The 25,199-nt window shown below is 57.8% G+C and carries 20 protein-coding genes; 9 read left to right on the top strand and 11 right to left on the bottom strand.

Going from position 1 to position 25,199, the window contains the following annotated elements; genetic code table 11:
- Position 1: 1 nt before the first annotated feature.
- From moaA to E0502_RS08585, 7 genes are read right to left on the bottom strand one after another with little or no spacing between them, the layout of a single operon-like run.
- The gene (moaA, locus tag E0502_RS08615) at positions 2-1,030 is read right to left on the bottom strand and encodes a GTP 3',8-cyclase MoaA (protein WP_240048969.1); all 1,029 of its coding nucleotides are present in this window, start codon (positions 1,028-1,030) and stop codon (positions 2-4) included.
- The gene (locus E0502_RS08610) at positions 1,027-1,839 is read right to left on the bottom strand and encodes a peptidylprolyl isomerase (protein WP_137677624.1); all 813 of its coding nucleotides are present in this window, start codon (positions 1,837-1,839) and stop codon (positions 1,027-1,029) included. The genes moaA and E0502_RS08610 overlap by 4 nt, the downstream gene beginning before the upstream one ends.
- Entirely contained in the window at positions 1,832-2,533 is a 702-nt protein-coding gene (gene narI / locus E0502_RS08605) for a respiratory nitrate reductase subunit gamma (protein WP_137677623.1), read from the bottom strand. Before narI ends, E0502_RS08610 begins: the two co-directional genes overlap by 8 nt.
- Positions 2,534-2,536: 3 nt before the next feature.
- Positions 2,537-3,241, bottom strand: a complete 705-nt coding sequence (gene narJ, locus E0502_RS08600; protein WP_192895945.1) for a nitrate reductase molybdenum cofactor assembly chaperone — start codon at positions 3,239-3,241, stop codon at positions 2,537-2,539.
- Positions 3,241-4,767 carry a nitrate reductase subunit beta gene (gene narH, locus E0502_RS08595; protein WP_137677622.1) on the bottom strand — a complete coding sequence of 509 codons (1,527 nt, stop codon included), beginning with the start codon at positions 4,765-4,767 and terminating at the stop codon, positions 3,241-3,243. Before narH ends, narJ begins: the two co-directional genes overlap by 1 nt.
- Positions 4,764-8,501: a nitrate reductase subunit alpha gene (locus E0502_RS08590; protein ID WP_034960249.1), complete on the bottom strand. Its 3,738-nt coding sequence runs from the start codon at positions 8,499-8,501 to the stop codon at positions 4,764-4,766. Before E0502_RS08590 ends, narH begins: the two co-directional genes overlap by 4 nt.
- Positions 8,498-11,245: a nitrate/nitrite transporter gene (locus E0502_RS08585; protein ID WP_137677621.1), complete on the bottom strand. Its 2,748-nt coding sequence runs from the start codon at positions 11,243-11,245 to the stop codon at positions 8,498-8,500. The genes E0502_RS08590 and E0502_RS08585 overlap by 4 nt, the downstream gene beginning before the upstream one ends.
- Positions 11,246-11,464: 219 nt before the next feature.
- Between E0502_RS08585 and E0502_RS08580 the strand changes: the two genes are divergently transcribed.
- Both E0502_RS08580 and E0502_RS08575 read left to right on the top strand, forming a co-directional pair.
- Positions 11,465-12,160, top strand: a complete 696-nt coding sequence (locus E0502_RS08580) for a helix-turn-helix domain-containing protein (protein ID WP_161593741.1) — start codon at positions 11,465-11,467, stop codon at positions 12,158-12,160.
- A gap of 12 nt (positions 12,161-12,172) precedes the next feature.
- Complete coding sequence (locus E0502_RS08575; protein ID WP_137677619.1) at positions 12,173-12,793, top strand: GNAT family N-acetyltransferase; 621 nt, start codon at positions 12,173-12,175, stop codon at positions 12,791-12,793.
- Between the two features lie 4 nt (positions 12,794-12,797).
- Here E0502_RS08575 and E0502_RS08570 read toward each other — a convergent pair whose 3' ends face one another.
- The gene (locus tag E0502_RS08570; protein WP_137678745.1) at positions 12,798-13,175 is read right to left on the bottom strand and encodes a limonene-1,2-epoxide hydrolase family protein; all 378 of its coding nucleotides are present in this window, start codon (positions 13,173-13,175) and stop codon (positions 12,798-12,800) included.
- A 22-nt stretch (positions 13,176-13,197) separates the two neighbouring features.
- Positions 13,198-14,412 carry an alginate export family protein gene (locus tag E0502_RS08565; RefSeq protein ID WP_137677618.1) on the bottom strand — a complete coding sequence of 405 codons (1,215 nt, stop codon included), beginning with the start codon at positions 14,410-14,412 and terminating at the stop codon, positions 13,198-13,200.
- 82 nt (positions 14,413-14,494) lie between these two features.
- Here E0502_RS08565 and E0502_RS08560 point away from each other — a divergent pair, with 82 nt between their 5' ends.
- The 4 genes from E0502_RS08560 to E0502_RS08545 are packed head-to-tail and all read left to right on the top strand — an operon-like array spanning position 14,495 to position 18,483.
- On the top strand, positions 14,495-14,965 hold the full coding sequence (locus E0502_RS08560) for a hypothetical protein (RefSeq protein ID WP_137678744.1): 471 nt from the start codon (positions 14,495-14,497) through the stop codon (positions 14,963-14,965).
- A 16-nt stretch (positions 14,966-14,981) separates the two neighbouring features.
- Positions 14,982-16,181: an NnrS family protein gene (locus E0502_RS08555; RefSeq protein WP_137677617.1), complete on the top strand. Its 1,200-nt coding sequence runs from the start codon at positions 14,982-14,984 to the stop codon at positions 16,179-16,181.
- Positions 16,182-16,190: 9 nt separating this feature from the next.
- Positions 16,191-16,808: a carbonic anhydrase gene (locus E0502_RS08550; protein WP_137677616.1), complete on the top strand. Its 618-nt coding sequence runs from the start codon at positions 16,191-16,193 to the stop codon at positions 16,806-16,808.
- Between the two features lie 55 nt (positions 16,809-16,863).
- Positions 16,864-18,483 carry an acyl-CoA dehydrogenase family protein gene (locus tag E0502_RS08545; protein WP_137677615.1) on the top strand — a complete coding sequence of 540 codons (1,620 nt, stop codon included), beginning with the start codon at positions 16,864-16,866 and terminating at the stop codon, positions 18,481-18,483.
- Between the two features lie 45 nt (positions 18,484-18,528).
- On the opposite strand, the gene ipdC is transcribed toward E0502_RS08545, so the two are convergent.
- Positions 18,529-20,127: an indolepyruvate/phenylpyruvate decarboxylase gene (ipdC, locus tag E0502_RS08540; RefSeq protein WP_240049150.1), complete on the bottom strand. Its 1,599-nt coding sequence runs from the start codon at positions 20,125-20,127 to the stop codon at positions 18,529-18,531.
- 363 nt (positions 20,128-20,490) lie between these two features.
- On the opposite strand from ipdC, the gene E0502_RS08535 reads away from it, so the two are divergent.
- Together E0502_RS08535 and E0502_RS08530 are read left to right on the top strand one after the other, a co-directional pair.
- Complete coding sequence (locus E0502_RS08535; protein ID WP_137677613.1) at positions 20,491-22,437, top strand: ribonucleoside triphosphate reductase; 1,947 nt, start codon at positions 20,491-20,493, stop codon at positions 22,435-22,437.
- A gap of 1 nt (position 22,438) precedes the next feature.
- Positions 22,439-23,176: an anaerobic ribonucleoside-triphosphate reductase activating protein gene (locus tag E0502_RS08530; protein WP_137677612.1), complete on the top strand. Its 738-nt coding sequence runs from the start codon at positions 22,439-22,441 to the stop codon at positions 23,174-23,176.
- A gap of 152 nt (positions 23,177-23,328) precedes the next feature.
- Here the strand turns inward: E0502_RS08530 and E0502_RS08525 are convergent, their stop codons facing one another.
- A complete protein-coding gene (locus E0502_RS08525) occupies positions 23,329-23,637 on the bottom strand; it encodes an RrF2 family transcriptional regulator (RefSeq protein ID WP_240049149.1) in 309 nt (102 codons plus the stop codon).
- A 359-nt stretch (positions 23,638-23,996) separates the two neighbouring features.
- Between E0502_RS08525 and E0502_RS08520 the strand changes: the two genes are divergently transcribed.
- On the top strand, positions 23,997-25,181 hold the full coding sequence (locus E0502_RS08520) for a helix-turn-helix domain-containing protein (RefSeq protein WP_240048968.1): 1,185 nt from the start codon (positions 23,997-23,999) through the stop codon (positions 25,179-25,181).
- Positions 25,182-25,199 lie beyond the last annotated feature (18 nt).

The following is a 25,199-nucleotide window of genomic DNA, read 5'->3' as shown; positions in this document are numbered from 1 at the left end:
TTCAACCTCCGATGGATGCCAGGTGCGGCGTGGCACCGCTATTTCCTTGATGAAGCCGATGCGCCGGAGCCTTGGTCGCTGTAAGCTTGCGGATGCGTTCGATCAGTTCGTCCCCTGCGCCATCGTTCTGGAGCAGAGGGCGCAGATTGATGCCAGCATCGCCAAACAAGCACAGATGCAGTTTTCCAAGCGAAGAGACGCGCAGGCGATTGCAACTGGAACAGAAATCCTTCGAATAAGGCGCGATTATGCCGATCCGTCCTTTCGCGTGCTCATGCCCGAACTCGACTGCGGGACCGGCGCCAGCCTGTCGCGGTAGGCGCGACCACCCCAGAGCCTGCAGGCGGTCGATGACAGACTGACCCGTGACGTGCCGCTCGGCAAAGAACTCGGCATTGTCGTTGGTGCGCATGACTTCGATAAACCGGAGTGAAAGATCGCGCGACGAAACGAAATCGACCATTGCCTCGAGTTCCCGGTCGTTGATACCACGCATCAGCACCGCGTTGAGCTTAATGCTGTCAAAACCCGCTGCTTGTGCCGCGTCGATACCAGCGAGGACTTGCCGCAACCTGTCATGCCCGGTAATTTCGGCGAACCGGGCCGGATCGAGCGAGTCCACGCTTACATTGATCGCGCTGATCCCTGCCGCCCGCCAGGCGGCTGCCTTTTCTGCCAGCCGATACCCGTTGGTCGTCATCGCCACGCGCCGGATGCCCGGTACATTTGCAACTGTCCGGGCGATCTCGTCGAAGTCGCGGCGCAAAGTTGGCTCGCCGCCTGTCAGGCGCACCTTCCACAGCCCGAGTCTGGCAAAGGCTGTCACAATACGGCGCACTTCGTCGGCGGAAAGCTCAGTCGGGCGACTGCAGGGCTTCTTGTAGCCGTCGGGCAGGCAATAGGTGCAGCGAAAATTGCAGACATCGGTCAAGGACAGGCGCAGATACTCGAACCGCCGTCCGATCCCGTCGAACAACTGGTCAACACGCCGGTCACTGGCAGGGGCACCGAAGTCGCGATTATCCGTCACTGAACCAATGGTCCTTCTGCTGCAGCCAAGTCCACGCCCTCGATCTCCGTCTGGCTCGCCAGAATCGACAGATATTGCGCAACGGCTTTCCGATAGCTGGCTTCTTCGAGATAATTGCGGATCGATTGCTCGACCACTTCGAACGGCAGTTGCTTGCCTTCCGCCCGCCGCCCGGCACGGATCACGTGAACGCCGAAAGGCGATTTTACCGGAGACAAGCACAGCTCGCCCTCCGATAGGGCAAACAACGCTGTTTCGAACTCGGCGACCGTTTGTCCTTTGCCGATCTGGCCGAGATTGCCGCCTTGTTCTTTCGATGGACAGGCAGATCTGGCCTTGGCCAGTTCGCCAAAGCGCGACGGGTCCTTTTCCAATTCACGGATCGCCATACGCGCATCACCGACTGCCAAACCATAATTGAATGAGTCATCGGGGCTGGCAGAAAACAGGATATGTTCTGCTTCGACCAGCGGTTCGCTGGCGAAGCGATCGCGGTGCTGGTCGTAGAAGCGCTTTGCTTCCTCTTCGTTCGCCACAGGAACGTCGACTTCCTGGCTAAGGAGGGCATCCATCCGGGCATCCTCGCTTGCGAGCTTGCGTCCCTCATCATCGAAGCGCTCGTCGGCAGAGATTTCCAGCCGGTCAGCTTCCGCAAGTAGAAGCTGACGGATTGCCAGCGCTTCGGCCGCGGCCGTCCAGGCGGCCTCCGCGTCGGGAGCCGGATGATTTTGGGCTTCGGCGGCGATAGCGGCTTCGGCAATCTCTACACCGCCGACGCTGACCTGCACGCGTTCCATCACATCATCCATGGCTCAGATCCTTACGCGAACGCACGATCTGGTAGCCGCCCCGCCATAGGTAGCGGACCGGAGCAGACAGCATGTGGACCAAACGGGTGAATGGGAAGAGCAGAAAGATTGTAAGGCCCAGGAAGATATGGACACGGAAAATCCAGTGCGAGCCATCGAGCCAGAGCGAAGCCGTCGGGTTGAAAGTGAATATCCCGTTGGCCCAAGCCATGAAGCGAACCATTTGCTCGCCATCCATATGGCCTAGGGAAATTGGAACGGTTGCGAGGCCAATAGCCAGTTGCAGCCACAGGAGGAAAATGATCCCTGTATCAGAGAAACTCGAATTCGCCCTTATGCGTGCATCGAACAGACGGCGATGGAGAAGCAATGTTGCGCCGATGAAGGCGAGGGTTCCCGCAAAGCCACCTCCGAACACCGCCAGCGCCTGCTTCCATTCATGCTTGATTGCAAAAGAGTCGAAAATCCAGATGGGGACCAACAGTCCGACGATATGGCCGAAGAGCACGAACAGCACACCGACATGGAACAGCACAGACCCCCACATCAGCTGTTTGCGTCGAAGCAGCTGGCTCGAACCCGAGCGCCAGCTATAAGGCTCTCTGTCAAAACGAATAATCGATCCCACCACCAGAGTGGCGAGTGCGATATACGGGTAAATTCCGAAAAGCAGATGGTTAAGATAGGTGTCCATGGACTAATCCCCCGCTGATGTCTTGGTGACGGGAAGCTCGCGCATTCTTTCGAGTATCTCCCCAACTTTGGGGCATGCTGCATTCGGGTCTGGAGCGGCTTCGGCTCCAAACCGGATTTCTTCTTCTTCCCACTGCGCATCGAGCGCCTCGAGATCCTGCGGGTCGTCAACCGGAGAGAGCGCCAGCTGCGCTTCTTCGTCCATTTCCACTCCGGCAATGGCGCAGAGCGATTCGAAAAGCGGCGCATAGTCCGATTCCCGCTCGGCCAGACGCGCGGCGATGGCCACCATAACGACGCCAGGCTCTGAAAGCGCTTCGCGGGCGGCCTGCTCCGGCAGGGTCGAGCAATAGTCGAGGAACAGCGGCAGGTAGTCAGGCAATTCGTTGCCGCTGGGTTCCAGTCCCGCAGCAAGATAACGTTCGCGCAGGTCGACCATTGCCTGGCCACGGTCGCGGCTTTCACCATGGACGTGTTCGAACAGGTGCAGGCTGTGCGCCCGGCCCCGGTCGAAGAGTTCCACATAGATCTCCTGCGCATCATAGATGTCGCTGGTCGCCAGCCGCGTGAGTAGCGGAGCGAGCGACTTCACCGACGCGGACGGAAGCGACGGATCGGCATCCAGCCGCTGGCGGATTTCGCCGATAACAGATTGCAGGTCCTTGGTCGGATATTGCAGCAGCAGCGACATCAGGTGAAGCGATTGCATCAGAACACCTCCGTTGGGGTCTGGAGTTTTTTGCGGGTTTGGGTTGCGAACAGATTGGTCTTGCTTGACCCACCCGAGCACCCGTTGCCGAAGGAGAAGCCGCACGAACCGCGTTCTTCGAACATGTCCTCGGCATCCTCGCGGTGTCCGGTCGGGATCACGAAGCGATCCTCGTAATCGGCCAGCGCCATGATCTTGTACATTTCCTCGATCTGCGCGCCGGTCAGCCCAACATCGGTGGCAATGCTTTCGTTATGGACGCCGTCGATCGATTTGGCCCGCATGTAGCCGCGCATGGCGAGCATGCGCTCGAGGCAGACCGCAATCGGTTCCTCGTCGCCCGCCGTGAGAAGATTGGCGAGATACTTGAGCGGAATGCGCAAAGACCGGATGTCGGGCATATTGTTGTTCACGGAAATCTGCCCGGCGTTTGCCGCAGCGTTGATCGGCGACAGCGGCGGTACGTACCAGACCATCGGCAGGGTCCGGTATTCGGGGTGCAGCGGGAAGGCGACCTTCCATTCCATGGCCATCTTCCATACCGGCGAATGCCGCGCAGCCTCAAGCCAGGCTTCGGGCACTCCGTCCTTGCGGGCCTGTTCAATTACCTCGGGATCATTGGGATCGAGGAAGATATCGAGCTGGGCCTGATACAGATCTTCGACATTTTCCGCCGATGCAGCTTCTTCGATACGATCAGCATCATAAAGCATCACGCCTAGGTAGCGGATGCGGCCAACGCAGGTTTCAGAACAAACGGTCGGTTGACCAGCCTCGATACGCGGATAACAGAACGTGCACTTTTCCGATTTGCCGCTTTTCCAGTTGTAGTAGATCTTCTTGTAAGGACATCCCGATACGCACATGCGCCAGCCACGACAGGCCTCCTGATCGATCAGAACGATGCCGTCTTCCTCGCGCTTGTAGATCGCGCCTGAGGGACAGGCCGCGACGCAAGTCGGGTTGAGGCAGTGCTCGCACAGCCTTGGCAGATACATCATGAAGGTGTTTTCGAACTGGCCGTAAATCTCCTTCTGAACACCTTCGAAGTTGTAGTCCTCCGAACGTTTGGAGAACTCGCCGCCAAGAATTTCTTCCCAGTTCGGACCCCATTCGATCTTCTCCATCCGCTTGCCCGATATCAGGCTCCGCGCGCGTGCGGTCGGAAAGGCCTTACTCTCACCCGCCTGCTGAAGATGGGCGTAGTCGAAAGTGAAGGGTTCATAATAATCGTCGATCTCTGGCAGATCGGGATTGGCAAAAATCTTCGCCAGCACCCGCCACTTGCCGCCCATCCTGGGCCGGATTGATCCTCCTGGAACCCGCTCCCAGCCCCCTTTCCAGCGTTTCTGGTTCTCCCAGTCCTTGGGGTAGCCAATGCCGGGCTTGGTTTCGACATTGTTGAACCAAGCGTATTCCATCCCTTCACGGCTGGTCCATACATTCTTGCAGGTGACCGAGCAGGTGTGACAGCCAATGCATTTGTCGAGGTTCAGAACCTTGCCGATTTGCGCGCGAATTTTCATGCTACGGTCTCCCCTTCAGGCAGAGCTTCTTCGAGCCAGTCGACCTTACTGAGTTTGCGGACGATGACATATTCATCGCGGTTTGAGCCCACCGTGCCGTAATAGTTGAAGCCGTAGGCAAGCTGGACATAACCGCCGATCATATGGGTGGGTTTCAGTACAGCGCGCGTCACTGAATTATGAATGCCGCCGCGCTGGCCGGTCAGCGGCGAGCCGGGCATATTGGTGAGCTTCTCCTGCGCATGATACATGAACAGGGTGCCTTCCTTCATGCGCTGCGAGACCACCACCCGGGCTACCAGTGCGCCATTGCTGTTGAAGGTTTCCACCCAGTCATTATCAACCAGTCCTGCCTTGGCGGCATCGACCTCGCTCATCCACACGATCGGCCCACCACGTGACAAAGTCAGCATCAAGAGGTTGTCGGTGTAGGTCGAGTGGATGCCCCACTTCTGGTGCGGAGTGATGAAGTTCAGGATTACGTGCGGCGCATCCTTGGCTTCATCGAGCATCGGCTTGACCGCCTTCGTATCGATCGGCGGGCGATAAACGCAGAACCCTTCGCCAAAGGCGCGCATCCATTTGTGATCCTGATAGAGCTGCTGCCTCCCGGTCAGCGTGCGCCAAGGGATCAACTCGTGCACGTTGGTATAGCCTGCGTTGTAGCAGACATGCTCGCTCTCAAGCCCCGACCATGTCGGCGAGGAGATGATCTTCCTCGGTTGGGCCTGGATGTCGCGGAAGCGGATCTTCTCCTCTTCCTTGGGCAATGCAAGATGAGTGTGATCGCGGCCGGTGTTCTTCGAAATCGCTTCCCATGCTTTGACTGCGACCTCGCCATTGGTCTCCGGCGCCAGCATCAGGATCACTTCAGCAGCATCGATAGCGGAATCGATACGGGGCGCACCCTTGGCCGAGCCCTCCTCGCTTCTGGCTCCGTTGAGCTTGCGAAGGTTCTCGACCTCGGTTTCAGTGTTCCAGGCGATCCCCTTGCCGCCATTACCGAGCTTGTCCATCAGCGGCCCAAGCGAAGAAAATCGCTCGTAGAGCCCCGGATAATCGCGCTCTACTACGGCAACCGTCGCCATCGTCTTGCCGGGTATCGGCTCGACATCTCCTTTGCCCCAATCGGCCACATCATAGGGCTGCGCGATCTCGTTCGGAGTATCGTGCTGGATCGGGGTCAACACCACGTCCTGTTCGACGCCAAGCACTTCGGGCGCCACTTCGGAGAATTTCTTCGCTATCCCCTTGTAGATGTCCCAGTCGCTGCGCGATTCCCAGACCGGATCGACTGCAGCCGACAGTGGGTGGATGAACGGGTGCATATCGGACGTGTTGAGATCGTCTTTCTCATACCAGCTCGCGGTCGGCAGCACGATGTCGGAGTAGACGCAGGTCGTCGACATGCGGAAATCGAGCGTTACCAGCAGGTCAAGTTTGCCTTTCGGCGCATCGTCATGCCACTTTACTTCCTTCGGTTTCTGCGCGCCGGTTTCACCCAGGTCCTTGCCCTGCACGCCGTGGGCTGTGCCAAGCAGGTGTTTGAGGAAGTATTCGTGGCCCTTGCCAGACGACCCCAGCAGGTTGGAGCGCCACACAAACATGTTGCGCGGCCAATTTGCCGGATCATCCGGATCGAAGCAGGACATTTCAAGCTCGCCGGATTTGAGCGCATCGGCAACGTAGTCTTTGGCCTCCTTGCCTGACGCCTTGGCGGCCTTGCCCACTTCGAGCGGGTTCGTCTTCAATTGCGGCGCTGACGGCAACCAACCCATCCGTTCGGCCCGCACATTGTAATCGATCAGGCTTGCATCCCAATCACCCTCGGGCGCGGTTGGCGACAGGATCTCCTCCACATCGAGGGTTTCGTATCGCCATTGGTCGGTGTGTGCGTAGAAAAAGCTCGTGGAGTTCATCTGCCGCGGCGGACGGTTCCAGTCCAAGGCGAATGCCAGAGGAAGCCATCCTGTCTGCGGACGCAGCTTCTCCTGTCCGACATAATGCGACCAGCCGCCGCCAGACTGGCCGACGCAGCCGCACATCACCAACAGGTTGATAATGCCGCGATAATTCATGTCCATGTGATACCAGTGGTTGAGCCCGGCTCCGAGAATGACCATCGATTTGCCGTTGGTCGTCTCGGCATTACCCGCGAACTCGCGCGCAATCGTAATGATCTGGTCTGCCGGCACGCCGGTAATCTTCTCGGCCCAAGCGGGAGTGTAGGGCACCATTTCACTGTAATCACGGGCGACATGCTCGCCGCCGAGGCCCCGGTCGAGGCCATAATTGGCGCAAAAGAGGTCGAACACAGTTGCGACAAAGGCTTTGCCTTCTTTCAGCTGCAGCTGGCGTACTGGCACGCGTCGCTTGAGCACGCTGGGATGGTCTGTGCCTTGGAAATGATCATGCTCGCGGTTGCCGAAGTACGGAAAGGCTACTTCGATCGTTTCGTCGTGATGGGCATCGAGGATGTTGGTTAGGCGGAGCACTGTGTCGTTTCCGCGGCCATCTTTTTCCTCGAGATTCCATTTGCCCTGTTCGCCCCAGCGAAAGCCTGCCGAACCATTGGGCGCAACGACTTCATCGGTGTTTTCATCGATTGCGACTGTCTTCCAGTCGGGGTTGTTCTCCTCTTCCAAACCGTCAAGGAAGTCAGCCGCACGCAGCAGGTTCTCGGGTACGTAGGCGCCATCTTTCTCGACCAGTCGCACCAGCATCGGCATGTCGGAATATTTGCGACAGTAATCCTCGAAATATTCCGCCTGACGATCGAGGTGATATTCGCGCAGGATGACATGGCCCATGGCCATCGCCAGGGCCGCATCGGTGCCTTGCTTGGGATTGAGCCAGAGGTCGGCGAACTTGGTGGCTTCGGCATAGTCAGGTGAGACAACCGCCACCTTGGTGCCGCGATAGCGGGCTTCGGTCATGAAGTGCGCATCAGGAGTTCTCGTCTGCGGAACGTTCGAACCCCACATCATCAGGAATCCGGCGTTGTACCAGTCGGCGCTTTCGGGAACATCGGTCTGTTCGCCCCAGGTTTGCGGGGATGAGGGAGGAAGGTCGCAATACCAATCGTAGAAGCTCATGCAGGTACCACCGAGCAGCGAGAGATAGCGCGAACCAGCGGCGTAGGAGACCATCGACATCGCCGGGATCGGCGAGAAACCAATGACCCGGTCAGGGCCATAAGTCTTGGCAGTGTAGGCGTTCGCCGCAGCGATGATCTCGTTGACTTCATCCCATGTCGAGCGAACAAATCCGCCATGGCCGCGAATGGCCGTATAGCTCTTGCGCTTGACCGGATCCTCGACGATCGACGCCCAGGCTGCAACCGGGGTGCGAACCACCCGCGCCTCACGCCACAGCTTGAGCAAGCGCGAGCGTATCATCGGATATTTCAGCCGCTGGGCCGAATAGATGTACCAGCTATAGCTCGCCCCGCGCGGACAACCGCGCGGCTCATGGTTGGGCAGATCGGGCCTTGTTCGCGGATAATCGGTCTGCTGCGTTTCCCACGTAATGATCCCGCCCTTGACGTAGATTTTCCAGGAACACGAGCCGGTGCAGTTCACTCCGTGGGTGCTGCGCACGATCTTATCGTGCTGCCAACGCCTGCGATAGCTATCCTCCCAGTCGCGGTTCTCATTGGTGGTGACGCCGTGGCCTTCGGAAAAGGCGACTTTCTTCTGGTTGAAAAAGGTCAGGCGGTCGAGAAGCTTGCTCATGCGGTTGCTCCCTTGAGCTGGTTGGTTGGTTCAGCGGGGACAGGCGCCCGGCCACGTTCGATATCGTGCAGCAGGCCGCCGCGACGGGAATAAGCCCACCAGGTCAGCGCTGCGCAACTGGCGTAGAAGATGAAGAAGCCCCAGAGCGCCGCCATTGGAGAGCCGGTCGCCGAGATCGCGCTGCCAAAGCTTTTCGGGATGAAGAAGGCCCCGTAGGCGGCGATGGCGGAGGTGAAGCCGACAATCGCTGCCGATTCCTTCTCCGATTGGCGCAGGCTTGCTTCCCGAGACAGCTGCGGCATCAACCGCGGCACTTCCTGACGCATGATGTTGGGGATCATCTGGAAAGTGGAGGCATTGCCCACCCCGGTCATAAAGAACATGAAGATGAACGCTGCGAGGAAGCCCCACCAGCTGCCCGCTTCGATGAAGTACGCCACTGCGAGCACACCGAGCATCATGAGGACGAAAACCCAGAAGGTCACCCGCGCCCCGCCCCAGCGATCCGAAACCCATCCGGTCGCAGCACGACTGAGTGCACCGACCAAAGGCCCGAGGAAAACGAACTGGAGCACATCAATTTGAGGGAACTGGTGTTTGGCAAGCAAAGGCAGACCGGCCGAAAAGCCGATAAAGCTGCCAAAGGTCCCTGTGTAGAGCCAGCACATGAGCCAATTGTGCTTGCGCTGGAAAATCACGGACTGCTCGGCGAAGCTGGCCTTGGCATCGGCAATGTCGTTCATCCCGAACCATGCCAGCATGGTCGCAACGATAATGAACGGCACCCAGATGAAGCCGGCATTCTGCAGCCATAACTCGCCACCTTCTGCGGTCTGCTGCGGTTCGCCGCCCAAGACGCCGAACACTCCAGCGACAATGACAAGCGGTACGGCAAACTGCATCACCGAAACGCCAAGATTGCCAAGCCCGGCATTGAGGGCGAGCGCGTTGCCCTTCTGCGCCTTCGGAAAGAAGAAACTGATGTTAGACATCGACGAGGCGAAATTGCCTCCGCCAAACCCGCACAACAGCGCCAGCACCAGGAAAATGACGTAAGGCGTCTCCGGGTTCTGGACTGCATACCCAATCCCGAAGGCCGGGATCAGTAGCGATGCGGTGGACAAAGTGGTCCACAGTCGACCCCCAAAAATCGGGACCATGAAACTATAGAAGATCCGCAGTGTCGCCCCTGAAAGTCCAGGCAAGGCTGCCAGCCAGAACAATTGGTCAGTGCTGTAGTCGAAGCCGATGGAAGGCAACTTGGCGACCACGACCGACCACACCATCCAGACTGCAAAGGCCAAGAGCAGGGCCGGGATTGATATGAAAAGATTGCGCCGGGCAATTCTCTCGCCGGTTTGTTCCCAGAACTCGGAGTCCTCCGGTTTCCACTCCGCGAGCACCTTGCTCGGCTTCGCTGCTGCATGCTTCTTCTCTTCATGCAGATCGGCCATTTCTGGGAATTCAGGCAGCGAGCGGTTATCCATCCCTGCTGCCTTCTGCTCCATCTGCCGAATGGCTATATGCATCCATGCGAGGGCAATGCCGACGAGGGCAAACAGCACCATGAAGCAGCTGGTCCAGATTCCGGTGAGATCGCTAACGGCGCCAAAGACGATCGGCAGGATGAAGCCACCCAGGCCGCCAACCATGCCCACCATGCCGCCAACCGAACCCACGTGGTCGGGGTAGTAGACCGGGATATGCTTGTAGACCGCTGCTTTCCCAAGCGACATGAAGAAGCCCAGCACGAACACCGTGATGACGAAGGGAACCAGGCTCATCGAAGTCGAAAATACGATGTCGCCGCGGATGCCATGAATGACATAGTCGGTTGCCGGGTAAGACAGCATGAACAGGCACACCAACGACACGCCGAAGGTCGCATACATGATCCGCCGCGCGCCGTACTTGTCCGACAGCATCCCGCCATATGCGCGAAACAGGCTGGCCGAGAGCGAGAAGGTCGCCGCCAGCATCCCGGCCGTTTTAACGTCGACGCCATAGAGGCTGACCATGTATTGCGGCAGCCACAGCGCCAGCGCGACGAACGCGCCAAAGACAAAGAAGTAATAGAGCGAGAAACGCCAGACCTGCTCGCTCTTGAGCGGTTCGAGCTGCTCCTTCAGACTCCGCGCTTTGGTCCCATCCGCTTTGCGCGCGGCAAATTCCGGATCATCCCTGGCAAACAGGTAGAACAATACGGCGACGAGTGCGAGCGCACCCGCCCACACCTGGGCGACGCCTTGCCAGCCGATTGCGACCATGACCCATGGGGCCAGGAATTTGGTTACCGCCGCACCCACATTGCCCATGCCGAAAAAGCCTAGAGCCGCACCCTGTCGCTCTTGCGGGTAGAATTTGGAAACATAGGCAACGCCGACGGCAAAGCCGCCACCGGCCAGGCCGAGGCCCAGCGCTGCCAGGAGCATGACGTAGTAATTCTCGGCGTAAGACAGCAAAAAGGTTGATGCGGCTGACGCCAGCATGGTGAGCGGGAACACGATCCTGCCGCCACGCTGGTCGGTCCAGATGCCCAGCATGAGCCGGGTCAGCGAACCGGTCAGGATCGGAGTGCCGACCAACAATCCAAATTGCGTGTCGTTAAGCCCCAGATCGGCTTTGATTTCGATCCCGACGATGGCGAAGATCGTCCAGACGGCGAAACAGATTGTAAACGCAAACGTACTCAAGCCGAGAGCTCGGTTCTGGTCGGCGGCGTTTAGCGCGTGCTGTTTTGGCATGCTCGGCTTCCTCGTGGATCAGCGATCAGTCGTCTTTCGCTGAGCCAAGAAAGCGGAATACTATTTGACCAAGATCAAAGAGCGCCTTGAAAGACTGCAAAACTCGCGGTCGCTTGCTATTTTCGGGAAGAGCGAATTTTGGATATCAAGTCTTCGGTTGATGAATATCAATCGGTGGGCTAGCCAGAGCAGATCAAGTTGTAAGGGAAGCCAATTCGGGTGCGAATCGAAGAAAAGCCGGAAATCGCGCGACTTCCCCTGTTTCGCGACATGGATGATGCCAGACGCGAGGACATCTTCTCCGGTTCATTCCTGCAGGTATTCCCTGCGCAGCTTACGCTTTTCGAAGCAGGCCAGCAGGCGGATTTTTTGCATGTGCTCGTCGATGGCTTGATCGAGCTCTATGTTCCCGGGACAGCGCGCGATACGACGATCCAGCTGATTGAGCCGGTAAAGAGCTTTATCCTCGCTGCAGCGGTCAACGATATGCCCTATCTGATGTCGGCGCGTACGCTTACGTCATCAAGAGTTCTGCTCGTTCCAGCTGCACGTATCCGCGGTGCGATCAAGGAAGATGCTGCCTTGATGCAGGCGACTATGACTAAGCTTGCGCTTGGGTACCGGGACATGGTCAGAGCGCTTGTCGATATGAAGATCCGACAATCTGCCGAGCGGCTGGGCAATTATCTGCTTGGATACAGTGCGAAGCACGGCGATGCGTGGCAATTCGAACTTAGTGGAGAAAAGCGGGTTCTGGCATCTCTGCTCGGTATGACACCGGAAAATCTGTCGCGCGCCTTCGGGACCTTGAAGCAGCACGGGGTAAACGTAGTCGGAGCAAGAGTGCGGATCGAGGACAGGGAAGCTCTGACTGCATTTGCCCGTCCCGATTCAGTACCCGCCGATCCAAATTGAGGAACCACCCGTGTGAGCTCGCCGCCGCAGACACGATTGTTCGTTACTCCAGAAGAAGAGAGGCGGATACGATCAGCTGTAAAAGGCGCGGATGTAGCTTTGCTGGGTCCCGGCTATCGTCCAGCCACTGCTCAAGACGCCGAAGGCCTGCTTGAGCTTCTCGCTGATCCTGAAGTGTCGTATCCGATCTACGATCTTCCGCGACCGTTGACGCATGAAAGCATTCGAAGTTGGGTTCTCGATGCACAGGCGAGACAGCGTCAGGGTGAAGCCGTCTTTGCGATAATGATCGATAGCACTGACGAGATCGTGAGCTACTCCTACTTCACGGTATGGCCGGAGCGCTCCTCAGCCGAAATCGCAGGTGCCTATCGCGGTGACGCGCAAAGCATGGGTGCCGGCAAGGCGGGCGCTGCGTGCAGCTTTGACTGGATGTTTGAGCACTTGGGAGTGCGACTCATCGGCGTCACAGCTGCGATAGATAATGTGCGCTCAGCAAAGGTGATCGAAGCTGCTGGATTCACGTTTTTCGGCGAGCGCGACAGTGTCCGGCCAGATGGTTCGACGCGCCAATCGCGCTACTGGGAGATGATGCGCAAGGATTGGCAAAAGCTAAAAGCACAAGGTCACTAGCAGCTTAGTCGCCAACGGCCTGACGATAGGTCGCCATATCAAAATAATCGCGCCAGACCGCGATTTTTCCATCCTTCATCTCAAAGACCCCGCAGCACGGCAAACTAACCGGCTTTCCATTCACGATCGTACGATCCAACCGCTCTACGAATACGGTGTTTCCAGAGGCAGCAATCGACAAAATGTCCCATTGTGTCCTGGACCAGCCGTGCAGGAATGCAGCGATAAATTGCCGCAAAGCATGGTGGCCCTGAATGGGGTCTATCGGCATGTTGTGGTAAATGCCATCCTTGGCGAAATAGCCCACTAGTTCCTCAGGATCGAGCCGCGACCAGGCGGCTATGAACTCGCGCAAGGTAGCGATGTTGTCTTGCTCCTCCATCAAGTCGAATCCTCAATCAGCATCAAAAAGTCATTTGCAAGGATAGCCACCCTTTGGTCGTATCGACCGCGAACTCATCCGCTTTGTAGTGCGCAAATTTCAGCAAGACCTTGAGGTTTGCCTGGATCGGATAAACGGCGAGCAGATTAATCTCCTGCCCATAGGACTGATCCGTCGAAGTCGCATCAAAATCGTGGACGATACCGCGGAGCAGCAATCCGTTGAGCGGTGAGCCATCGCCAAAGCGGTAGCTGATGTCTCCATAAAGGTCGCGCAAGCCACCGGGCGGCGTCACAAGAAACTTGTCTGCCCAGCCGTTGAAGGCATGCAATGTTGCGAGCGGGGTTTGCAGGGCGAATGCACCATTACCCTCAAGTCGCTCGTAACCTGTCTTGATCGTGAAGCCTCCGAAGGAGATTCCCGGCTCAAGCAACAGATAGTCGAGTGAGAACTCAGCCGGATTCAGCCCTAAATCGCGCTGGTTTGCGTATTCGGCTGCGTAGAGGATCTTTGTCGATCCGCCGATGGGCTGCGCGCCAGAAAGCCGCACTCCAAGCGTCTGCGAACTGTTGGCTGGCGACACCGGAATGTCGAGGAAATAGCCATAGGCGGACACCGTGCCTACCGATGGTATCGCATAAGTCGCATGGACATTGTGGATGTCTGTATCGCGCCATATCCCTTGCGGCGAATCCGGCCCGAAGATGCGATTGACCCGCCAGGCATGGAAATAATCCACGGATGCGCCTTCCACCGGGTTCACCGTGACCTGCGCCAAGTCGAAAGTCTGATCGTTCTGGCGCCAGTCGACCGAACCAATCCAGCGCTGATTGTCGAGGTTGATTTTCTGGCGTCCGGCGAGCACTTCGACAGCAGGGTCCGGTCGCCAGCGAACAAATGCCCGGTTGAGCAATAGGTCCGAGGGATCCGCAATAACCGGGAACTGTACTTGGCCGTTGACGGTATCGTTGAAGTTTTCCGGTCCCAGACGAACCACTGCCTCTCCTTCGACGAGCGCGCTGAGGCCGTTCCACTCATAGGTTTCGACCCCGCCTCTTATCCTGAGCGTCGACGCGGTAGCATCTTCGGGCAGGTTTTCCTGGTCGACCACTTCAAGCCGGTAGCGCAGGTCTAAATATGGATCGAATGGCAGGGCATCACCGTCTTGCGCCAACACTGGCGTGGACATCGTGATCGCCAATGAGGTGGCACCGAGCGTGAGAAGAGTCTTGTTCATGGCCGCTCAGATAGAGGGCAGGCAGCCAAAGTATTTGATCCGTGTCAAAGTCGCGCGCATCCAATTCCACCAAAAGGGCGAGATGATATTTGATGATTTCACTCTGGCCCGCGTGCTCCACATCGTATCCATTGTCGGCTGGATAGGAGGCGTCTGGTTCGTAACATTCGTCGTAATGCCTTCGATCGCGAGGACTGCTTCGCCGGCGGACAGGCTCCATGCCTTTCACCGGATCGAGCAGGGGTTTTCTGTGCAAGCAAAGTTCTGGGTAATTCTTGCCGGAGCATCTGGTTTCTGGATGACCTGGCGCGCTGATATGTGGTCGCGATTTGCGGAAACGTCTTACTGGTGGATGCACGCCATGCTCGGACTCTGGCTCGTTTTCGCTGCTATGCTTTTCATCGCGGAACCGCTCGTACTCCACCGGCGCATGGCAGAATCGCCGTCACCGGAACGCGACTTCAACCTGATGGTATGGGTGCATCGCGTGCTTTCGGTCATCGCTCTCGTCACTGTGCTGGGTGCGATGGCGGGCGCGCACGGGCTTATGTAGGGGGCAAGCGCGAGATATGATGTCACCCTCGATCTTGCTGGCCGCACCGCACCGCCTTCCCTTCCTTGGCGGCGCGATCGGCATTGGCGGACTGGCTTCGTGGTGGCTGATCCAGGTGCTGGGGCTGTATGGGGACGGGCCACTGCCGCCCCAGACCGAGCTGCCCGCGTCCCTGCTTCATGGCCCCGCCATGATCTACCTCGGATTGGCACCGTTCATCTTCGGCTTCCTGCTCACGGTATTTCCGCGCTGGATGAGTCTGCCCGATCTCTCTGCCAAGCAGGTTGGTCCAGCCGCATGCGCACTGTTTGCCGGGGTCGTGACGGCCCAACTTGGGCTGTGGACCGGGTCAGACAGATTGGTTTTGGCTGGCTTCGGGCTTGCGGGTGCAGGGTGGGTCTTGGCGTCAATCATGCTGGCCATTGTCCTTTACCGCAACCGGGCGCAAAGCGGACCGCGCTGCACTCATGGCTGGTCGGCCATGGCGGGCATTCTTTTCGGGCTGGCCGGTATATTGTGTGCGGTTGCCTTCATTGCGCTGAGAGACCCGGCCTGGCTGCCCATCGCCAACCGCATCGGCATATCGGGCTTTCTGCTGCCGGTGTTCCTGACGGTTGCCCATAGAATGGTGCCGTTCTTCGCCGGGAATGTCGTGAAGGATTACATTAGCTGGCGACCAGACTGGCTGCTCGCGCTGCTCTGGGCCTTGCTTCTTGCTCGCCTTGTGGGGGAAGTGCTGAACCTTGGGCACATGCAGACAGGCGCTAATGCCGGCTTGGCTGTTACCACCGCCGTGATGTGCTGGAGATGGTGGCCAAAAGCAAGCGCGCCTGGCTTGTTAAATGTCCTGATTTGGGGTTTCGCTTGGGCGCCGGTGGGCTTCGCTTTCGCTGCGGTTGACGCAGCATTTGGCTTGTTTGGGCGCGGGCCGGACCACGCGCTGATGATTGGTTTCTGCTGCAGCCTGTTGGTCGCGATGGTGACCCGCGTCACGCAAGGACATTCGGGTCGGCCGCTGGTCATGCCGATGGTATCATGGGTTGCCTTTTACGGCATACAGATCGCGGCCATCAGCCGGGCAGCGGCCGCTTTGCAGAGTGAAAGCGGCAGCTGGCTTATGCTTGGAGCTGCGGCATTTGCCGTCAGCCTATTGCCGTGGGTGATACGCAACGGCGCAATTTATCTGTCTCCCCGGATTGATGGCAAGCAAGGATAGCGACGACTTATGCCTGATGAGCCCGCACTCGCCCCGGATCAAGCGCTTGACCTGCTAAAAGAGGGCAATCGACGTTTTCTGGAGGATACATCCTATGAACCTATAATGGACCGAATGCGGCGTCTCGAGATTGCAGCCGCTCAGCGTCCTTTTGCTGCCTACTTGAGCTGCTCGGATTCGCGCGTCCCGCCAGAGCTGCTGTTCGAGCGGGGGCTGGGCGAACTCTTCATTATCCGCAATGCAGGCAACACGCTCTGCGCCACAGCACTCGGTAGCCTGGAGTTCGCGGTGGCCCATCTTCAAGTTCCGCTGATCGTCGTGATGGGCCATGAGGCCTGCGGAGCGCTGAACGCCGCCGTCTCGCTTGCGCGCGGTCAGGCCAGTTTCTCCGGCAACATTGCAAAAGTGCTTCAGTCACTGCTGCCTGCCGTGCTCGAGACCGATCCCTGGGCCGACAACATCGTCGATTCCGCAGCGCTTTCAAATGTTCGCCGCGTGGTAAACGAATTGCGCGAAGAAGCCTCTCCTGCCCTGCTCGAGCCCCAGCAGAGCGGGATGCTCAAAGTGGTGGGAGCATTCTATCATCTCGATAGCGGCAAGGTGGATTTCCTCGAGCCGGACAAGTGACGGTTCTTAGTCTTGGGGGAAAGCGAAGTATGTTTCCCGAAGGAGTATAACAGGTATGGCACCCGTCCGCCCGATCGAAACACTCGGCACACACGAGGTCACTAACCAGCCTCCCCCATTGAAGAATTTCAACCGGTTTCGATCGGATCGGGCGCTGCACGAAGCTGTCGTTATGGCCGGTGCTGGCCGTCATCTCGACAAGTTAGAGAGGTTTGGAGACCGCACAGGCTCGGCTGAAGTCATCGACTGGGGCATTGAAGCGAACCGATCACCGCCAGTGCTTGAGACCCATGACCGTTTCGGGCATCGCATCGACGAAGTGCGGTTTCATCCGGATTATCATCACCTGATGGCGCTTGGACTGGACGCAGGCGTGGCATCAGTCGCATGGGACGGGACCGAGGCGGGGCACACCCTCCATGCCACCCTGAGCTTTCTGTCGGGCCAGACAGATGCCGGGACAAGTTGCCCGATGACGATGACATATGCGGCTGTTGCAGCGCTGAACCTCGATCCTGAAGTCGGGATGAATTGGGTGCCCAGGATTACAGCGTCGCGGTATGATCCCTCCAATCGTCCGGCATCAAAGAAGACCGGTGTGACCATCGGTATGGCGATGACCGAAAAGCAGGGCGGTTCTGATGTTCGGGCAAACACAACGAAAGCCGAGACTGCTGATGGCGCCTACCGGTTAACCGGGCACAAATGGTTCTGTTCAGCACCGATGTGCGATGCATTCCTTACGCTGGCCTACACCCCATCTGGCCTTACCTGCTTCCTCGTGCCCCGCTGGACGCCAGACGGCGAACGCAATGCTGGCTTCCAGATCATGCGGCTCAAGAACAAGCTTGGTGATCGTTCCAACGCGTCGTCGGAGGTCGAATATCGTGGTGCCTACGCTGAGCGTATCGGGGAAGAGGGCCGCGGCGTCTCAACTATCCTCCAAATGGTTCAGCACACCCGGCTTGACTGCGTTGTTGGCTCTGCTGCTACAATGCGCGCGGCACTTGCCGAGGCGCTATGGCACACCCATCATCGCTCTGCCTTTCAGCGTATGCTCGCAGATCAGCCGGCGATGGCAGCGGTGCTGGCTGATCTGGCGGTTGAGAGCGAGGCGGCAACCGCGCTTGCTTTTCGACTGGCGGCTGCGTTCGACCAGAAGGAACCGCTCGCACGTCTGCTGACGCCAATCGCAAAATACTGGGTCTGCAAGCGCGCGCCGGGAATGGTTTACGAGGCGATGGAATGTCTGGGCGGCGGCGGTTACGTCGAGGACGGGCCGATGCCGCGCCTGTTCCGGCAATCGCCTTTGAACGCAATCTGGGAAGGCTCAGGCAATGTCATCGCGCTTGATGTCATGCGAGCGTTAGGCCGCGAGCCAGATGCGCTGGACGCCTTGCAGACGTTTCTCGCCAAAGCGCGCGGACGCTATGCAGCCTATGACAAATGGGCCGACACCCTCCGGTTCGATGATGCTAGCGAGCACCATGCGCGTAACACCGTCGAACGGCTGGCTCTAGCGGCCCAAGGCGCGGCTCTCATCAATGCGAATAGTCCGCTCGCCGAAGCGTTTTGCCGATTGCGTCTTGCCCGGCCATCTCTTGCCTATGGTGGATCGGACGCCGTGATCGACACGCGCGCAATCGTCGAGCGAGCAATGCCCATAGAGGGATGACGCTGGCAATCGCAGAAACCGCTACTCAAATGAGGCTGAACACCGTTATTCATTCTTCATCGCTGAGAGGTTGCGCATCGCCCGCGTGAATTTATGCAGAGACATGGATGTTCTACTGCGAGGCAACATCGCTTCGATCAGATAGAAGCTACTCTCATCATCTATGGCCAGATCCAGCGCACGCTTCAGTTCAGCGCAGGTCTCTACCCTGATCCCGCGGCCGCCAAGCGACGGAGCGATGTCGGCAAAGTGCCAGTCATCCAGATCGTGATAAGTCTGATTGGGCTGAAACCCGCGGAGCATTTCCCAGCTCTGGTTGTTCAGGACGATGACAATTGGAGACCAGCCATATTTCCGGCAGTTTCCCAACTCCCAGCCGGTCATCTGAAATGCGCCATCACCGACGAGAACGATCGGGCGACGCCCGGTAACGGCATTGATCGCAAGGCCTGCCGGAACTCCCATTCCCATCGAGGCATAATAACCCGGCGCGACCAGCGCCGTGTCCGCAATCTCCAACCCGATGAACAGACTATCGCCAACATCGGCTGCGATCGGAGACGATCCTTTGCTATTAAAGAGATCATTGACGGCAATCGCGATATGCGTTGGTTCCAAGGGCGTTTCGTCGTCGGGCAATCCGGTCGCGTAGACAGGTTCCGGTTGCGGCTCCGGAACGCCGATTGTCTCAGCAATTTCGAGCAGGGCATCAACCAGTGCCTCAAGAGAAACGTCCGGATAGAGGTGATGGCCGAGTACAACCGTACGATCCAGGGCACGGATAGAAGCTCGCATATCTATGGCACGACCGGAGACACCGAAATTGGTGTCGCATGTAATAACACCTAGCATCAGCAAGCAGTCTGCACCTTCAATTGCGCTCGCAATATTCATGTCACCTGCGGAGCCGAGATATGGCCCCAGCAATGGAAGTGTGAAGTCGGCAAACAGCCCGCGCCCCATGAAGCTGGTTGCGACTGGCACCCCCAGTTTTCGGCAAAGGCTCGCGATCTTGTCTTCAAGACCATATCGGCGCGCCTCGACGCCCACCAGAATTGCGGGCGACTTTGCCGAGCGCAGTCTGTCGAGCACTTCCTTGGCACAGGCGCGCGCTGCATCGTGATTAGCCGCCGGCAACGCTATGGCCGGGGCTGACGCGCAAGGCTGATCGACCAGATCACGGGAGATCTCGATGTAGACAGGGCGTGAGAGGCTCAGCGCCGTATTGAGCACTCTGGCAATTTCGATTGGAGCGGTTTCGAGATCGTTCAAAATGCATTGCGCACAGGTCAGTTCGCGAAAGATCTCGAATTGCGAGCTCAACGTCTTCACCTGGTGGTGGAGGCTGAGCCCGAGTTTGCCCTCGTCGGCCCCCGGTCCCCCCGATATGACCACCAGTGGAGACTTCTCCGCATAGGCCTGCGCCACGGCATTAACCATGTTAAGAGCGCCCGCGCCATAGGTCACCACCGCTACGCCCAGCGAACTACCAATCCGTCCGGCCGCATCTGCCGCATAGCCAACAGAGGGCTCATGGCTGAGCGTGTGCAAGGGAAGGATGCCGCTTTCGGCAATAGTGCGGAAAAATGGCAGGACGAAATCGCCGGGGAGCCCGAAGATGCGGTCCGCTCCGCGTTCTTTCATCGCGTTCAGAAGGACAGTTCCGAGCGTTTCTGACAATGAGATTTCCTTCCAAACGGCGTGCTCGGGAGAGCATCGCTGGCGCAGCTATGGTGGCCAACTGCCGGGCTCTCCTTGACCAAAATCAAAGGTAGGAGGTCATCGCCCTGAACTTCTCCCAAAAACCTTCTCGGTTTGACATTTATCAAATGAGCCTCGGAATTTTGTGCTTAAGCATACGTGCGCAACACAACATCTTGTGGTTTGGCGGCGCAATCCGCGGTCGCGCCACTGTCGGGAGGAAAAGCGATTATGACACTTGAACTGCAAGAGAAGAACTTCGGCGATGCAATTGCGGCTAATGATCAATTGGGTTTTGGCGACCCAATGCCAGGCCCAGTCTGGTCGGGGAGCAAGATCGATTGTTCGGATACTGTCGGCGAATATATCTCTGGTGCCGATTGGCGGATCAAGGCAAATGCCAATGTCGGTTACTCGCATGCCGGATTGATAAGCAATGTGGCAGGTAAGGTGATCGCCAATTACTGGCTCGACGAAATCTACGCCCCTGAAGAAGGTCTGGCCCATCGCCAGGGCGACATCCATATCCATGATCTCGACTGCCTGACCGGCTATTGCGCGGGCTGGTCCTTGCGTGCGCTCCTCAACGATGGGTTTAACGGGGTCGCTGGCCGCGTATCCTCACGCCCGCCGCGGCATTTCCGAGAAGCGCTGGGGCAGATGAGCAATTTCCTCGGCATCCTTCAATCCGAGTGGGCTGGTGCTCAGGCTTTTTCAAGCTTCGACACCTATCTTGCGCCCTACGTCTTCTATGACAATCTGAGCTTCGCCGAGGTCAAAAAGGCGATCCGGCAATTCGTCTACAATCTCAATGTACCGGCACGGTGGGGGCAGTCCCCCTTCACCAACATCACGCTCGATATCGTGGTGCCAGACGATTTGCGTGAGCTATATCCGACATACAGAGACGAGCATTTGTTCAAAGGGATCAGGAACGAAGAGCTGCTCGCGCAGGCACAGACGCGCGACATGGGGCTACGCAATCTGGAAGACATGTCCTTTGCTCATTTCGAGCCGGAAATGGAGCTGATCAATCTCGCTTACTATGAAGTGATGACGGAAGGCGACGCCACGGGACAACCGTTCACCTTTCCGATCCCGACGGTAAACATCACCGAGGATTTCCAATGGGACAGCAAGGTTGCAATTGCGATCTTTGAAAATGCTGCCAAAGTTGGTTCTTCATATTTCCAGAATTTCATTGGTAGCCAGTACCTGCGCGACCCCGTCACGGGCGAGCGACGCCCCAATCCCGAGGCGTATTCGCCCGGCGCTGTTCGCTCGATGTGCTGCCGCCTCCAGCTGGATCTGCGCGAATTGCTGAAACGCGGAAATGGTCTGTTCGGATCAGCGGAGATGACCGGATCGCTGGGGGTTGTCACCATCAACATGGCGGCGCTCGGATACCGTTTCAGAGGAGACCTGCCCGGACTGATGGCGGAGCTCGACCGGCTGATGGATATCGCGCAGTCCACGCTGGAGAAAAAGCGCGCCTTTGTGCAACAGATGTATGATCGCGGGCTTTATCCATTCACGGCGCGCTATTTGCCATTCCTGCGGAACCATTTCTCGACCATCGGGGTCAACGGAATGAACGAAATGGTTCGCAACTTCACTGAGGACGCGTCTGACCTGACACAGCAGGGCGGTATCGATATGGCGCTGGCGATCCTTGACCATATGCGCGAACGGCTGGTCGGCTTTCAGGAGCAAACCGGCAACCTCTACAATCTGGAAGCAACCCCGGCGGAAGGCACCACCTACCGGTTTGCCAAGGAAGATGCTAAACGGTTTCCAGACATTCTTCAGGCGGGCAGCGATGAAAACATCTACTACACGAATTCCTCGCAGATCCCCGTCGAACACACTGATGACCCGTTCGAGGCATTGGAACTGCAGAATGATTTGCAATGCAAATATACCGGCGGAACGGTGCTCCATCTCTATATGAACGAGAAGCTCTCGAGCGCGGACGCGGCCCGTAATTTCCTGAAAAAGGTACTGAGCAATTACCGTCTGCCCTATGTCACGCTCACGCCGGTATTTTCAGTCTGTGACACGCATGGCTATCTCGATGGCGAACAGCCTGAATGTCCCGAATGCGGAGAACGGACCAAAGTCTGGACCCGGGTGATGGGTTATTTCCGGCCCGTGGACAGCTTCAACAAGGGTAAGCAGGGTGAACACCGGCAGCGCCGCCACTTTACCGAAGATGCTGCCATGGTCGGCGATTTGTTCGCACCACAACGCTGAAATGGGAGCTGTTGCGCCAGTGGAGAGGAATGCGCGGCACGGGACGACCCGTGTCGCCACGCCCTTTTATGCCGTAACGCCTTTCACCATGCTCGATTTCCCAGATCGTATTGCCTGCATCCTGTGGATCGCAGGATGCAATATGCGCTGCGGATATTGCCACAATCCGCAAATCGTACTGGGCAGGGGAAGCATCGACGAAGACCGGGTGATCGAGTTTCTGACCCGCCGTAAGGGATTACTGGACGGTGTAGTGTTCTCCGGTGGTGAGGCAACAAGTTGGAAGCATCTTGCGCGCTTCGCCGCTCAGGTGAAATCGATGGGATTTGCGATCAAGCTCGACACTAACGGCCTTAGGCCGGACGTTGTTCAATGCCTGCTCGATGAACAATTGGTCGACCGTATCGCGCTCGATTACAAGGCGCCTCGGTCGCATTTTCACAAGGTCACCGGGGTAACAGCCTATTCGCGCTTCTCGGCGACGCTCGACCTGCTTTGCACGCAAGGGAAAATACTTTTTGACGTGCGGACCACGGTGCACACCGATCTGCTGGACGAGGAAGCCATCGTCGCGATGGCAAACGATCTTTTCCAGCGCGGATATCGCGGAGTCTATGCCATCCAGTCGGCGGTGATCGACCCTGATCGCCCCACTCTCGACGGCTTAGCCGCGCAGTCCCGCCCGCTTGATACGGAGCGGCTGCGCAATGGAAGTCCGCTGCAACTCGAATTTCGTTAGAGTGTTAGCGGTTTGTAGCAGAACTCACGTCGGCAACGGCCATGTGATTATGCACAAAAATAGTTTCTGCTAAGCTGCGAACACGATAGCGGAGCCCACCTTGTTTATGAAGAAGGTGTTTGAGATGGAGTGGAGCGTCGATGGTCCTCTTCTCAAGCTTTCTCAGTAGCCAGCTGCTGGAGAAAGCGAGACCGTGATCCGGTAATCTGCGCAAGATCGAATTGGTCGAGATGCGCCAGAAAAGCGTTCAGAGCGCCCGATAATGCGGGCTTGAGGCCGCAAGCGCCGTCAATAACACAGTCTTCCTTGCCGCCCATGCAGGCAACAAAGCCTGTCGTGTTCTCCAGCTTCCGCACCACGTCACCGACATTGATTTGCGAGGGAGGGCGAGCCAAGCGCAGTCCTCCGCCTCTGCCGCGCTGCGTCTCGACAAACCCGGCGGCAGAAGAGGCATCGCACAATTGACTTATCAGATTGATTTCGCGTGATAATTTGATGCGGGTTTTCAGAAAAGCCCCCAAAATGGCTTCAAATTCCTTATAAGTGACTGGTTCGATGCCTTTTTGGGGACTCAAATCTGCAAAAAGTGGCAGAATTGCGTTGGTCCATCATAGCGAATCCAGACACTTTTGAGGTGCAATCATCGAGGCTGTCCAGCCGTCATTTTCGGGCTCGGCGAAGCATCAAACGTCACCATGACATGGCGATGTGGCTGGCTCCCGCGAAACTTGCCGACGCCAGACCTGCCTGATCAGCGACCTTCTTTCCCGTCGATTGGCAGGATATCGAGTCCGACGATACCGAGCGGCTTTCAGTGGCTTTGCGCGAAGCAATTGCCGATCCGCAGTTTGACGGCGAAATAGGCGCAGACGATCTGACGCGTCTGGCTGAGCAGCAGCCTGCTTTTGCAAAACGGTTTGTCGATTTGCACTCGCTTTATCGTCGGACTTCGCAGCGCCTTGCCATGATTGACGATGCCATATCTGCCGACAACTCGACCGGCGCACGGCTTCCATGGGAGGAAGTGAGAGACTGGTTCCACCTGTCGAACAACTATGTCGACAGTCTCGACCGCGCCGCCGAGAGATTGGCGAACTCACTAGTCGATGAGCATTCTCACCTCACCGGATCAGCCATGAGGCAGCATCTCCTTGCCCAGCACGGGATCATGGTAATTCTGGAGAGATCGGACCGGGTTCGCAAGTTCGATACAAAGGCGAGCGCGCTGGTAATCGATGCCGGCCAGCCGGCATCAGGAGTCCGCTTCCAGCTTGCCTACCAGATTGCAGTGATGACGCTGGGAGAGACCATCACTCAGGTGGCTGCGGATGCCGAACTTCGATCGCAGGCCGCGCGCGAACTCCTCAAGGTAGGTCTCGCCAATTATGCAGCTGGGGCCATGCTGATGCCATACGAGCATTTCAGGCAGGCGGCCCGCGCCGAACGCCACGACGTGGACAGATTGACGCTACTCTATCGGGCAAGCTTCGAGCAGGTCTGTCATCGCCTGTCGACATTGCAACGCGAGGGCTCCCGAGGCGTGCCTGTCTTCTTCTGCCGCGTCGATATGGCGGGCAACATCACCAAGCGTCACAGCGCCACCAGACTGCAGTTTGCGCGATTTGGCGGTGCCTGCCCGCTGTGGATCGTCCATGAAGCCGTGGCCATTCCCGATCGGGTGCAGGTCCAGCTGGCCGAGACGCCCGATGGGGTGCGTTATGTTTCCATGGCCAAAGGGCTGATCAAGGCCTCAGGAGGATTTGATCGGAATCCGCGCCGTTATGCTGTCGCGCTCGGTTGCGAGGTCGAGCATGCTAGCGAATTCGTTTACGCCGACGGTATCGACCTGATCTCAGCTGGAGTGGCCACCGAGATCGGGGCATCATGCAGGATCTGCCCACGAACGGGCTGCGACCAACGCGCATATCCTCCAAGCGACCAGCAGATCGAAGTCGATCTGTTCGAAAGAGGCGTTGTTCCCTATTCGATGCGGCAAAACGGCTAGATGGTGATCTGGCGAAAC

The organism is Parerythrobacter lutipelagi, assembly GCF_005434975.1.
Taxonomy (GTDB): Bacteria; Pseudomonadota; Alphaproteobacteria; order Sphingomonadales; family Sphingomonadaceae; genus Parerythrobacter_A; species Parerythrobacter_A lutipelagi.
The sequence above is the reverse complement of the archived record's forward strand: the minus strand, read 5'-3'. Positions and strand labels throughout refer to the sequence as shown.